This window comes from Actinoplanes sp. NPDC026623 (genome assembly GCF_040638275.1).
Classification (GTDB): Bacteria; Actinomycetota; Actinomycetes; order Mycobacteriales; family Micromonosporaceae; genus Actinoplanes.
Map to the genome: position 1 here is coordinate 1 of NZ_JBEZXZ010000236.1, position 12,818 is coordinate 12,818.

Consider the following 12,818-nt stretch of genomic DNA (forward strand, 5'->3'; position numbering starts at 1 on the left):
TGCCGTGATCCGCGCCGGGCGACGCCGCCCGGCAGGCCGGCGGCATCGCGGCGCCGAAGTCCCGGTAGGACGCGGCGTCGGCACCGGTGAGCACCGGGCGCCACCGCGCGGCCGGCACCCCGGACTCCGTCACCAGCTGCGGCAGCATCCGCCCGCGGCGGGCCAGGTCGCAGGCGTGCCCGGCCAGCACGCACAGGTAGCGCAGCGACGCCGCCGCGCTCCACGGCCCCTCCGGATCGGGATCGGCGAGGGCGCCCAGCGCCGCCAGCGCGCTCTCGGCGGGCAGCACCAGCGCCGGGGTCTCCCAGGCGCCGAGCCGGACGCCCCGGCCGGGCACCTCGCTGCCCGTCTCCGGAGAGGGGAGCGGTCCCTTGGTGGTGCCCGGCAGAAGCAGGGTCACCGCGGCGTGGGCCGCCTTGGCCAGGGCCTCGCGAAGATCCTCCGACGAGCCGGTCAGCGCGGCGGCCAGCGCCTCGGCCGGCACGGCGAAGGGGTGCGGGCGGCGCCGGGCCCGCGAGGAGGTGGTCAGGGGCAGCGCGGGATCCTCGGCCCAGAGGGCGAGCCGCCCGGGCCCGGCCTCACCTGCGATCCACACGCCATGCACGACGAGCACTGGCACTCCGATTCCGATCGACCTGTCGAGGTTAACGACTGGGCGTCCCTGTGGCTCTATGCCGTTTCCAAATAGTTGGACGCCGTATAAGATACGCCGTACAAGAAAGGGGTGCCACCCCGTGGCCGAGGCGCGCCGCACCATCGACCTGCTCTGGTTCTCCGAGCCCGAGAGCCGGCGAGGGCGTAAGAAGGGTCTGACGGTGGCCCAGGTGGTCGACACCGCCATCGCCCTGGCCGACGCCGAGGGCCTCGACGCCGTCAGCATGCGCCGGGTCGCGCAGGAGCTGGGTGTGGTGCCCATGACGCTCTACACCTACGTGCCCGACAAGGCCGCGCTGCTCGACCTCATGCTCGACGCGGTCTACCTCCGGATGCCCCGGGACGGCTGGACAGACGCGCCCTGGCGGGAGCGGCTGGCCGCGGTGGCGGAGGACAACCGGCTGCTCTACGGCCGGCATCCCTGGGCCGCCGGGCTGTCGCACAGCCGGCCGCCGCTGGGCCCGGGCCTGATGGCGAAATACGAGCACGAGCTGCGCGCGTTCGCCGGCACCGGCCTCGACGACGTCGAGACCGATTCCGCGCTGACCTATCTGCTCGGCTTCGTGCAGGCCTCGGCCCGCGCCACCGCCGACGCCCTGGAGCAGACCGCCCGCAGCGCGCAGAGCGACCGGCAGTGGTGGGAGCAGAGCGGCCCGCTGCTGGCCAAGGTCTTCGACACCCGGGCCTACCCGACCGCCGTGCGGATCGGCGCCGCGGCGGGCGCCGAGCTCGGCGGCGCCTTCAACCCCGCCCACGCGTACGCGTTCGGCCTGGAGCGCGTGCTCGACGGCCTCGGCGTACTGATCGGGAGCAGGATCGGTGAGGCCTCTTCCCCGTAGCCGGGGCGGCAGCGCCCGGCGCAGGTCGACGGCCCGGAGCCCTCGGGCTCGAGGCCAGGTTGAAAATTGCTCAGTGACCCGCGCCGCTGACGCCCGCCGGAGACGGCACGTAGGCTGCGAGGCGTGACGGCGAACCCGGAGATCGACAGCATCCTGCAGCGCGGTGCCGACGGCGGGCGGATCACGCCCGAGGAGGCGTTGCTGCTCTACACCGACGCGCCCTTCCACGCCCTCGGCGAGGCGGCGGACGCGATCCGGCGCAGGCGTTTTCCGGACGGGATCGTCACCTACCTGATCGATCGCAACATCAACTACACGAACGTGTGCGTCACGGCCTGCAAGTTCTGCGCCTTCTACCGGGCGCCGAAGCACGCCGAGGGCTGGTCGCACCCGATGGAGGAGATCCTGCACCGCTGCGCCGAGGCGATCGACCTCGGCGCGACGCAGGTGATGCTCCAGGGCGGCCACCACCCCGACTACGGCGTGGAGTATTACGAGAATCTCTTCTCCTCGGTCAAGCAGGCCTACCCGCAGCTGGTGATCCACTCGATCGGCCCGAGCGAGATCCTGCACATGGCGAAGGTCTCCGGCGTCTCCATCGAGGAGGCGGTCGTCCGGATCAAGGCGGCCGGCCTCGACTCCATCGCCGGCGCGGGCGCCGAGATGCTGCCCGACCGGCCGCGCAAGGCGATCGCCCCGCTCAAGGAGTCGGGTGCCCGCTGGCTCGAGGTCATGGCCGTCGCGCATCGCAACGGCCTGAGCTCCACGGCCACGATGATGATGGGCACCGGCGAGACGAACGCCGAGCGCATCGAGCACATCCGGATGATCCGCGAGGTCCAGGACCTGGCCGTGGCGAACGGCTACGCCGACTCCGGCGTCGAGGCGGAGGGCAGCGTCGGCGGCTTCCGGGCGTTCATCCCGTGGACCTACCAGGCGGAGAACAACCATCTCAAGGGCCGCACCCAGGCCACCACGATGGAATACCTCCGCTTCATCGCGGTCTCCCGGCTGTTCTTCGACAACATCGCGCACCTGCAGGCGTCGTGGCTGACCACCGGCAAGGACGTCGGTCAGCTCGCCCTGCACCTGGGCGTCGACGACCTCGGCTCGATCATGCTCGAGGAGAACGTGATCTCCTCCGCCGGCGCGCGTCACCGGTCCAACCTGCACGAGCTGATCTGGATGATCCGCACGGCGGGCCGGATCCCGGCGCAGCGCGACACCCTCTACCGGCACCTCGCGGTGCACGCGACCGAGGCGGACGACCCCACGGACGAGCGGGTGGTCTCGCACTTCTCGTCGATCGCTATGCCCGGTGGTGGCGCGGCCCGCACCGAGCTCCCGCTCGTGGACGCCTCATAGGACCGGCTCGCCGAAAGCCCCGGAGTTGAGGGGTGTCGATGGGCCGTACGACCGTTTGGCTCGGCCGATCGGTCAGGTGCGGGTCGGCGGAGCGTGCAGGGGCGGATTGCTCCTCGGTAACGAGCTGCGCGTGTCCCTGGCCAGCCGTGTTTGCGCTGTTACGTTGCAGTCGCAACACCGCACCACTGAAGCGTCGCCACGACTCATGACCGTCGGCGGCGGGGTCGGACCCGACCGATGGCGGTCGTATATATAACGCACAAGGCACGGGCGGGATGGGTGACCATCCCGCCCGTTCTGTATGTGCGGGGCCTGATCCGGCGGCCGGTGGCGGGCGGGGTGCCCGGATGGGGCAGAGTAGGCAGGCGTGACGCGCGCAGACCTGGACAAGCAGCCGCACGAGGTCGCCGAGATGTTCGACGGCGTGGCCGAGCGGTACGACCTGACCAATACGGTGCTCTCCTTCGGGCAGGACCGCGGCTGGCGCCGGGCCACCAGGACCGCGCTGGCGCTGCGGCCCGGCGAGCGGGTCCTCGACGTCGGCGCGGGCACCGGGGTCTCGACCGAGGAGCTGGGCCGCTCGGGCGCCTTCGCGGTCGGCGCGGACCTGTCGACCGGGATGCTCCGGGCGGGGCGCCGCAGCGGCCGGGAGGTGCCGCTGGTCGCCGGCGACGCGCTGAGGCTGCCGTTCCCCGACGAGGCGTTCGACGCGGTGACGATCTCCTTCGCCCTGCGCAATGTCGTCGACACTCCCGCGGCGCTGCGCGAACTGGCCCGGGTGACCCGGCCGGGCGGCCGCCTGGTGGTGTGCGAGTTCAGCCACCCGACCGGCGCGGCGTTCCGGAAGCTCTACCTGTCCTACCTGATGCGCAGCCTGCCCGTGGTGGCGCGCGGCGTCTCGAGCAACCCGGACGCGTACGTCTATCTCGCCGAGTCGATCCGCGCCTGGCCGGACCAGCGGGGGCTGGCGGCCCGCATCGGCGCGGCCGGCCCGTGGTCGCGGGTGGGCTGGCGCAACCTGACCGGCGGCATCGTCGCGCTGCACCGGGCCACGAAGAGCTGAAAAATGCTGTTTGCCCGGTTCCAATGGGTGCGGGGTGTTTAGCTCGGATACATGACGACAATCGGCTATCTGGTCGACGACTCCGATATCGACGTTCCGATCGACGATCGGGACGAGGGCGAGCGTCGGGCCCAGGAGCTGGCGCATCGTATCCGGATGGTCGCGGTCGTGGATCCGGAACACGCGCAGCGGCTGGTGGATGAGCTGATCGTCGCGCTCGACGTCGCGCTGGGCGGTACATTTTCGGAGCACTTGGACGGGCCGGCCCGCGAGGTCGCGGAGCGCGTGATCCAGAAGAGTCGGAACGGGCACGGAGCGGGCATTTCACCGCTCGGAAACAGTTAGGGTTCCCTAACCCCTATTCGCTTCAATGGCCGTCTTAGACTCCGGACTGGGCTGGCTTGTGAACTGTTTCACGAGCCTGCGCTTGACGGAGGTGAGCCGTGAACGACCTCGCTATCGCCGACGAGGCCGACGTGATCGTTGTCGGAGCAGGGCCGGGCGGCTCAGCTGCCGCGTACCACATGGCGCGGCACGGTCTGCGCGTCCTGCTGCTGGAGAAGACCGAGTTCCCGCGCGAGAAGGTCTGCGGTGACGGTCTCACTCCACGTGCGACCCGCCAGCTCATCCGGATGGGTGTGGACACCTCCGAGAAGGCCGGCTGGCTCCACAATCGCGGGCTGCGGGTCATCGGCGGCGGCGTACGCCTCGAGCTGGACTGGCCCGAGCTGGCCAGCTTCCCCAACTACGGCCTGGTGCGCACCCGCCTCGACTTCGACGACCTGCTGGCCAAGCGCGCGGTGGAAGCCGGCGCGCTGCTGCGGACCGGCGTCAACGTGACCGGCCCGGTGCTCGACGAGGACGGCCGGGCGATCGGGGTGCAGGCCAGGGTCGGCCCCGGTAAGGAGCCCGTCCAGTATCGCGCGCCGCTGGTCGTCGCGGCGGACGGCGTGTCCGGCAAGCTCCCGCTCGCGATGGGCCTCGCCAAGCGCGACGACCGGCCGATCGGCGTCGCCGTGCGGCGTTACTACCACTCGCCGTCCCGCACCGACGACGACTACCTGGAGTCCTGGCTGGAGCTGCGCAGCGCGCAGGACCGCGACCGGCTGCTGCCCGGGTACGGCTGGATCTTCGGCCTCGGCGACGGCCGGGTGAACGTGGGCCTCGGCATCCTCAACTCGTCGAGCGCGTTCGGCAAGACCAACTACCGCGCGATGCTCACCGACTGGCTCAACACGACACCGGCCGACTGGGGCATGCGCGGCGAGGACAATGCGGACGGCCCGATCCTGGGCGCCGCGCTGCCGATGGGCTTCAACCGGGTGCCGCACTACACGCGGGGCGTCATGCTCGTCGGCGACTCCGGCGGCATGGTCAACCCGATGAACGGCGAGGGCATCGCGTACGCGATGGAGTCGGGCGAGCTGGCCGCGGAGGTCGCCGTCCAGGCGCTCGCCCGGCCCGCCGGCGCCGAGCGCGAGCGCGCACTGCGGGCGTACCCGGCGGAGTTGAAGGATCGTTTCGGTGGGTACTACCGGCTCGGTGGTGTGTTCGTGAAGCTCATCGGCAACCCGCAGATCATGCGGATCGCCACGCGGCACGGAATGCCGCACCCCACGCTGATGCGCTTCGTGCTCAAACTCCTGGCCAATCTGACGGATCCGCGGGATGGGGACGCCATGGACCGAATCATCAACGGTCTGACGAAGGTCGCACCTGCGGTATGAAAACCAGGCCCACCCCGGTCGGAGCCACGCGAAACCGGATTAATAGTGTGAAGCGGCTAACAGTCGAGCAGGAGACGGCATGACGCTCAATCCTTATGTACCGATCGTCGGGCTGCTGACCCTCGGCGCGCTCTTTGCATTGTTCTCGGTGTCGATCGCGCCCATCGTGGGTCCCAAGCGGTACAACCGCGCCAAGCTCGATGCCTACGAGTGCGGCATCGAGCCGGCACCCCAGCCGATCGGCGGTGGCCGCTTCCCGGTCAAGTTCTACCTGACCGCGATGCTCTTCATCATCTTCGACATCGAGACCATCTTCCTCTACCCGTGGGCGGTGTCCTTCGAGGCGCTCGGCCTGTTCGGCTTCGTCGAAATGGTCCTCTTCATCGTCACCGTCTTCATCGCCTACACGTACGTGTGGCGACGCGGCGGACTCAACTGGGACTGACCTCCCGGTTTCTTGGTTTTGAGAGGAGGGGCGCGGCCATGGGAATCGAAGAGAAGCTGCCGAGCGGCGTTCTGCTGACGTCTGTCGAGAAGCTCTCCAACTGGGCCCGCAAGTCGTCGTTCTGGGGCGCCACCTTCGGGCTCGCCTGCTGTGCCATCGAGATGATGGCCTCCGGCGGCCCGCACTACGACCTCGGCCGATGGGGCATGGAGGTCTTCCGGGCCTCGCCGCGTCAGGCCGACCTGATGATCGTCGCCGGCCGGGTGAGCCAGAAGATGGCTCCGGTCGTGCGGCAGATCTACGACCAGATGCCCGAACCGCGCTCGGTCATCTCGATGGGCGTCTGCGCCTCGTCGGGCGGCATGTTCAACAACTACGCCATCGTGCAGGGCGTCGACCACATCGTGCCGGTCGACATCTACCTGCCCGGCTGCCCGCCGCGGCCCGAGATGCTGATCGACGCGATCCTCAAGATGCGCGAGAAGGTCATGGCCGCGCCGCTCGGCCCGAACGGCCGCAAGATGCTCGAGGCCCGCCGGGCCGAGGGCAAGCTGCCGATCGTCGCACCCGGCGCGATGCCGTCCTCCTACCGCGTCGACAAGGTCCGCCGGGCCGAGTGGACGCAGGCCGTCAAGGAGGGCCGCGAGGAGCAGCTCCGCATCGAGAACTGGATGAAGCTGCAGCCGCACCTTCGGGAGGGTGGCAAATGAGCGTCGAGCAGAATCCGAAGGGCGCCCAGCTGGGCGCGCCCGCGGAGATTCCGGATAACCCGCAGAAGGGCATGTTCGGCATCGAGGGCACCGGCGACGTGTCCGGCTTCGGCGGGCTGGCCCGCCCGCACCCGTCGACCGCGGGCAGCTCGCGGCCGTTCGGTGGCTACTTCGACGAGGTCTGCGACGCGCTGGAGGAGGCATACCCCGCCTTCGCCGACGCGATCGAGAAGGTCGTGGTGGACCGGGGCGAGCTGACCCTGCACATCGTGCCGGAGCGGATCGCCGACGTCGCCCAGATCATGCGCGACGACGAGTCGCTGCGCTTCGAGCTCTGCTCGTCGGTGTCGGGCGTGGACTACCTCGCCTCCGACGTGCGCCGCCTGCACGTCTGCTACGAGCTGCTGTCGATGACCTACCGCCGCCGGGTCCGCCTCGAGGCGGCGATCCCGGCCGGTGGCAGCCTGCCGAGCGTGACCCGGGTCTACCCGACCGCCGACTGGCAGGAGCGGGAGGCCTACGACATGTTCGGTGTCATCTTCACCGGCCACCCCAGCCTCACCCGGATCCTCATGCCGGACGACTGGGAGGGCCACCCGCAGCGCAAGGACTACCCCCTCGGCGGCGTGCCCGTCGAGTACAAGGGCGCCGAAATTCCGCCGCCGGACCAGCGGAGGGTCTACCAATGACGACATCGGGTTACGCGACCGAGCGGGAGACCACCGAGGGGCGCGTCTTCAACGTCACCGGTGGTGACTGGGACACCGTCACCGAGGGCATCGACCCGCTCAGCAACGAGAAGATCGTCGTCAACATGGGTCCCCAGCACCCGTCGACGCACGGCGTGCTGCGCCTCGTTCTCGAGCTCGAGGGCGAGACCGTCACCGAGGTCCGGCCGGTCATCGGCTACCTGCACACCGGCATCGAGAAGAACCTCGAGTACCGCAACTGGACGCAGGGCACGACGTTCGTGACCCGCGCGGACTACCTGGCGCCGTTGTTCAACGAGGCCGGCTACTGCCTGGCGGTCGAGAAGCTGCTGGGCATCACCGACGACATCACCGAGCGGGCCAACACCATCCGGGTGCTCTTCATGGAGCTCAACCGGATCTCGTCGCACCTGGTCTGGATCGCCACCACGGGCATGGAGCTCGGCGCGATCTCGATGATGCTGTACGGCTTCCGCGAGCGCGAGTACATCCTCGACATCTTCGAGGAGACCTCGGGCCTGCGGATGAACCACGCGTACATCCGCCCGGGCGGTGTCGCGCAGGACATCCCCGACTCGGCGATCAAGAAGATCCGCGACCTCCTCGTCTATCTGCCGAAGAAGCTCAAGGAGTACGAGGCGATGCTCTCCGGCCAGGTCATCTGGCACGAGCGCACCCAGGGCGTGGCCGTGCTGGACGTGACGGGCTGCCTGTCACTCGGCGTGACCGGCCCGGTGCTGCGGTCGGCCGGACTGGCCTGGGACCTGCGCAAGACGATGCCGTACTGCGGCTACGAGACGTACGAGTTCGACGTGCCGACCGCGCAGACCGGCGACGTCTGGGGCCGCTACCTGGTCCGGATGGCGGAGATCCGCGAGTCGCTGAAGATCGTCGAGCAGGCGCTCGACCGGCTCCGGCCGGGCCCGGTCATGATCGCGGACAAGAAGATCGCGTGGCCGGCCCAGCTCGCCGTCGGCCTCGACGGCATGGGCAACTCGCTCGAGCACGTCGCCAAGATCATGGGTCAGTCGATGGAGTCGCTGATCCACCATTTCAAGCTCGTGACCGAGGGCTTCCGGGTGCCGGCGGGCCAGGTCTACGTCGCCATCGAGCACCCGCGCGGCGAGCTCGGCGTGCACGCGGTCTCCGACGGCGGCACGCATCCCTACCGCGTGCACATGCGCGACCCGAGCTTCGTGAACCTCCAGGCCATCCCCGCGATGGCGGAAGGTGCGCTGCTGGCCGACGTCATCGCCGGCGGCGCGTCCCTGGACCCCGTGATGGGTGGGTGTGACCGCTAAATGTCAGAAACCACGGTGGACTTCTCCCCGGCCGCCGCGCCACTGGCGGAGAAGCTCCTGGAACCGGCCCTAGAGATCATCGCGCGCTACCCCCTGGGCCGCGAGCGCTCGGCGCTGCTCCCGTTGCTGCACCTCGTGCAGACCGAGGAGGGACACGTCAGCCCCCGCGGCGTCGCGTTCTGCGCCGAGGTCCTGGGCATCAACAAGGCCCAGGTCGGGGCGGTGGCGACCTTCTACACGATGTACAAGCGCCGGCCGACCGGCGAGTACCTGGTCAGCGTCTGCACCAACACCCTGTGCAACGTCATGGGCGGCCAGGAGGTCTACGACGGGCTGGTCGAGCACCTCGGCGTCGGCCACGACGAGACCACGGCGGACGGCAAGATCACGCTGGAGCACGCCGAGTGCCTCGCGGCGTGCGACTACGCGCCGGTCGTGACGGTCAACTACGACTTCGCGATCGACAACACCACCCCGCAGGCGGCGGTCGACCTGGTCGAGCAGCTGCGCAAGGACGAGCGGCCGGCCCCGATCCGCGGCGCGCGGATCTGCTCGCTCAAGCAGATGCAGCACCAGCTGGCCGGCTTCGGCGACGAGCGCGAGGGCGCGGTCGCCGACGGCCCCGCCGGCGCGCCGACGCTGCGCGGCGTCAGCCTGGCGCGGGAGCACGGCATCGCGGTCGCGAACTTCGACATCGACGCACCGATCACCACCACCAAGCCGGCCCGCGACGAGTCCGCCAAGGCCGTCAAGGACCCCGGTCCGGCGCGGGAGAAGCCCGCCGGGACCGGCAGGATCGCCGGAGCCGCGCATGCGGCGGCGGGGGCGGTCAAGGCCGTGGTCACGACGGTGGCCGACAAGGTGCGCCACCCCATCGCACCCGGCGAGACGAAGGCGGGCGCGTCCGGCAAGGCCGGGGACGTCAAGGACCCGCAGGTGCGGACCGCACAGCAGCGCCACCCCGACGCGTCAACATCAGCGCCGGACCCGACGAAGACGGACCCCACGCCGGCCGCGTCGAACCCCGCCGAGGCCGCCGGCGTCGCCGGCAACGAGCCCGCCGGCGACGGCAAGCCCGCCGGTGACAGCGTCGGTAACGAGGAGACGAAGTGACTGAGCCACGGCGCGAGGTTCTCCAGAAGCTCACCCCGGTTCTGACCAAGCGCTGGCTCTCGCCGGACGCCTGGCAGATCGACACCTACGAGCGGCTCGACGGGTACGCGGCGGTCCGCAAGGCCCTCGACGTGCACCCGGACGACCTGATCCAGCTGATCAAGGACTCGGGCCTGCGCGGCCGCGGCGGCGCGGGCTTCCCGACCGGTCTCAAGTGGGGCTTCATCCCGCAGGGCGACGGCAAGCCGCACTACCTCGTCATCAATGCCGACGAGGGCGAGCCGGGCACCTGCAAGGACCTGCCCCTGATGACGTACGACCCGCACTCGCTGATCGAGGGCGCGATCATCGCGTCCTACGCGATCCGGGCCAGCCGGGCGTTCATCTACATCCGCGGCGAGGCCGTGCACGCCGCGCGCCGGCTGCGCAACGCCGTCAAGGAGGCCTACGCCAAGGGCTACCTCGGCGAGAACATCCTCGGCTCCGGGTTCGACCTGGACCTCGTCGTGCACAGCGGCGCGGGCGCTTACATCTGCGGCGAGGAGACGGCGCTGCTCGACTCCCTCGAGGGCTTCCGCGGCCAGCCCCGGCTGCGCCCGCCGTTCCCCGCGGTGGCCGGCCTCTACGCGAGCCCGACGGTGGTCAACAACGTCGGCACCATCGCGAGCGTGCCGTACATCGTGCTGGGCGGCGCGGACTGGTGGAAGAGCATGGGCACGGAGAAGTCGTCCGGCCCGATGATCTACTCGCTCTCCGGCCGGATCGCCAACCCGGGCCAGTACGAGTGCGGCCTCGGCATCACCCTGCGCGAGCTGATCGAGCTCGCGGGCGGCATGACGCCGGGCCACAACCTGAAGTTCTGGACGCCGGGCGGCTCGTCGACGCCGCTGCTGACCGCCGAGCACATCGACACCGCGATGGACTTCGAGGGTGTCGCCGCGGCCGGCTCGATCCTGGGCACGACGGCGATGCAGATCTTCTCCGACAAGGACTGCCCGGTCTACGCCACCTGGCGCTGGCTGGAGTTCTACCACCACGAGTCCTGCGGCAAGTGCACTCCGTGCCGCGAGGGCAACTACTGGATGGTGCGCACCTACCGCCGGATCCTGTCCGGCCAGGGCACCATCGCGGACCTCGACACCCTGCAGGACACCGCGGACAACATCTTCGGCCGGTCGTTCTGCGGCCTCGGCGACGGCGCGGCCACGCCGGTCATGTCGACGCTGAAGTTCTTCCGGCAGGACTACCTCGACTACATCGAGGGCCGGACCGCCCCGCGGCTGTCCGAGAAGGCCCTGGTAGGAGCGCACTGATGACCGATGTCGCCAAGAAGACCGACATGGTTACGCTCACCGTCGACGGCGTCGAGGTGACCGCAGCCAAGGGTGAGCTGGTCATCCGGGTCGCCGAGCGGATGGGCATCGCGATCCCGCGGTTCTGCGACCATCCGCTGCTGGCCCCGGCCGGCGCCTGCCGCCAGTGCCTGGTCGAGGTGGAGGGCCAGCGCAAGCCGGTCGCCTCCTGCACCCAGACGGTCGCGCCCGGCATGGTGGTCAAGACCCAGCTCAGCTCGCCGGTCGCCGCCAAGGCACAGGCCGGCGTGATGGAGCTGCTGCTCGCCAACCACCCGCTGGACTGCCCGACCTGCGACAAGGGCGGCGAGTGCCCGCTGCAGAACCAGGCGATGTCCAGCGGCCGCTCGGACTCGCGGTTCCACGAGCACAAGCGCGAGTACGAGAAGCCGATCCACATCTCCAGCCAGGTGCTGCTGGACCGCGAGCGCTGCATCCTCTGCCAGCGCTGCACCCGCTTCTCCGAGGAGATCGCCGGCGACAAGTTCATCGACCTGATGGACCGCTCGTCCGGCGAGCAGATCAACGTCTACCGCGACGACTTCTTCGGCGGCGAGGGCTTCGGCGACGGCGACGCCGGCGAGGACCCGGGCGACGTGCCCTTCAACTCGTACTTCTCCGGCAACACCATCCAGATCTGCCCGGTCGGCGCGCTGACCGGCGAGCAGTACCGGTTCCGCGCCCGGCCGTTCGACCTGGTCTCCTCGCCGACGGCGTGCGAGCACTGCGCGGCCGGCTGCGCCCAGCGTGCCGACCACCGGCGCGGCAAGGTGCTCCGGCGCCTCGCCGGCGACGACCCGGCGGTCAACGAGGAGTGGAACTGCGACAAGGGCCGGTGGGGTTTCCGCTACACCACCGCGTTCGACCGCATCACCACCCCGATGGTCCGCGACGCCGGCACCGGCGAGCTGCGCGAGGCCTCCTGGAGCGAGGCGCTTCTCGCCGCGGCCGAGGGCCTGCGGGCCGCCAAGGACCGGGGCGTCGGCGTGCTCACCGGCGGCCGCCTGACGGTCGAGGACGCGTACGCGTACGCGAAGTTCGCCCGGGTCGCGCTCGGCACCAACGACATCGACTTCCGGGCCCGCCCGCTGCGCGCCACGGGGTCGCCGGCCGGCGTCGACGAGGAGTCGGAGTTCCTCGCCGCCTCGGTCGCCGCCGTGACGGACGTGACCTATGAGGACGTCGAGGACGCCCCCGCGGCGGTCATCGTCGGCCTCGAGCCGGAGGAGGAGTGCCCCATCCTCTTCCTGCGGCTGCGCAAGGGCCACGACCGGAAGCAGCTCAAGGTCACGGCGGTTGCCCCGTACCTGAGCCGCGGTTTCGAGAAGCTCGGCGCGACCCTGGTCGCGGCCGTGCCCGGTGACGAGGCCCGGCTGCTCGCCGCCGACGAGACGGTGGCCGGGGCGCTCAGCGCGCCCGGCGCCCTGCTGATCGTCGGCGAGCGGCTCGCGAGCGTGCCCGGCGGCCTGTCCGCCGCCGCCGCGCTGGCCGAGCGGACCGGCGCCCGCCTCGCGTGGGTGCCCCGGCGCGCGGGTGACC

General features: G+C 70.4%; 12 protein-coding genes and 1 pseudogene. 12 read left to right on the forward strand and 1 reads right to left on the reverse strand.

What is annotated here, in order from left to right; all coding sequences use genetic code 11:
- Positions 1-595 (reverse strand): annotated as a pseudogene (locus AB0F10_RS39575) (ATP-dependent helicase); the annotation flags it as partial.
- Between the two features lie 139 nt (positions 596-734).
- Between AB0F10_RS39575 and AB0F10_RS39580 the strand changes: the two are divergent.
- The 12 genes from AB0F10_RS39580 to AB0F10_RS39635 form a co-directional block, all read left to right on the forward strand.
- Positions 735-1,493 (forward strand): TetR/AcrR family transcriptional regulator, encoded by a 759-nt coding sequence (locus AB0F10_RS39580; RefSeq protein ID WP_360637783.1) that lies wholly within the window; start codon positions 735-737, stop codon positions 1,491-1,493.
- Between the two features lie 123 nt (positions 1,494-1,616).
- Positions 1,617-2,858: a cyclic dehypoxanthinyl futalosine synthase gene (gene mqnC, locus AB0F10_RS39585; RefSeq protein WP_360637786.1), complete on the forward strand. Its 1,242-nt coding sequence runs from the start codon at positions 1,617-1,619 to the stop codon at positions 2,856-2,858.
- 367 nt (positions 2,859-3,225) lie between these two features.
- The gene (locus AB0F10_RS39590; RefSeq protein WP_360637789.1) at positions 3,226-3,921 is read left to right on the forward strand and encodes a demethylmenaquinone methyltransferase; all 696 of its coding nucleotides are present in this window, start codon (positions 3,226-3,228) and stop codon (positions 3,919-3,921) included.
- Between the two features lie 51 nt (positions 3,922-3,972).
- The gene (locus tag AB0F10_RS39595; protein ID WP_360637792.1) at positions 3,973-4,266 is read left to right on the forward strand and encodes a hypothetical protein; all 294 of its coding nucleotides are present in this window, start codon (positions 3,973-3,975) and stop codon (positions 4,264-4,266) included.
- A 98-nt stretch (positions 4,267-4,364) separates the two neighbouring features.
- Entirely contained in the window at positions 4,365-5,648 is a 1,284-nt protein-coding gene (locus AB0F10_RS39600) for a geranylgeranyl reductase family protein (RefSeq protein ID WP_360637795.1), read from the forward strand.
- Positions 5,649-5,727: 79 nt separating this feature from the next.
- Positions 5,728-6,093: an NADH-quinone oxidoreductase subunit A gene (locus AB0F10_RS39605; protein ID WP_360637797.1), complete on the forward strand. Its 366-nt coding sequence runs from the start codon at positions 5,728-5,730 to the stop codon at positions 6,091-6,093.
- A 38-nt stretch (positions 6,094-6,131) separates the two neighbouring features.
- Positions 6,132-6,803: an NADH-quinone oxidoreductase subunit B family protein gene (locus tag AB0F10_RS39610; protein WP_360637800.1), complete on the forward strand. Its 672-nt coding sequence runs from the start codon at positions 6,132-6,134 to the stop codon at positions 6,801-6,803.
- Positions 6,800-7,492, forward strand: coding sequence for an NADH-quinone oxidoreductase subunit C (locus tag AB0F10_RS39615; RefSeq protein ID WP_360637802.1), 693 nt, complete (start codon positions 6,800-6,802; stop codon positions 7,490-7,492). The genes AB0F10_RS39610 and AB0F10_RS39615 overlap by 4 nt, the downstream gene beginning before the upstream one ends.
- Positions 7,489-8,814, forward strand: coding sequence for an NADH-quinone oxidoreductase subunit D (locus AB0F10_RS39620; RefSeq protein ID WP_360637805.1), 1,326 nt, complete (start codon positions 7,489-7,491; stop codon positions 8,812-8,814). The genes AB0F10_RS39615 and AB0F10_RS39620 overlap by 4 nt, the downstream gene beginning before the upstream one ends.
- The gene (nuoE, locus tag AB0F10_RS39625; protein ID WP_360637808.1) at positions 8,815-9,927 is read left to right on the forward strand and encodes an NADH-quinone oxidoreductase subunit NuoE; all 1,113 of its coding nucleotides are present in this window, start codon (positions 8,815-8,817) and stop codon (positions 9,925-9,927) included. It abuts the gene before it with no gap.
- Complete coding sequence (gene nuoF / locus AB0F10_RS39630) at positions 9,924-11,240, forward strand: NADH-quinone oxidoreductase subunit NuoF (protein WP_360637811.1); 1,317 nt, start codon at positions 9,924-9,926, stop codon at positions 11,238-11,240. The genes nuoE and nuoF overlap by 4 nt, the downstream gene beginning before the upstream one ends.
- Positions 11,240-12,818: NADH-quinone oxidoreductase subunit G (locus AB0F10_RS39635; RefSeq protein WP_360637814.1), on the forward strand; the 1,579-nt coding region annotated here is incomplete at its 3' end. The genes nuoF and AB0F10_RS39635, both read left to right, overlap by 1 nt.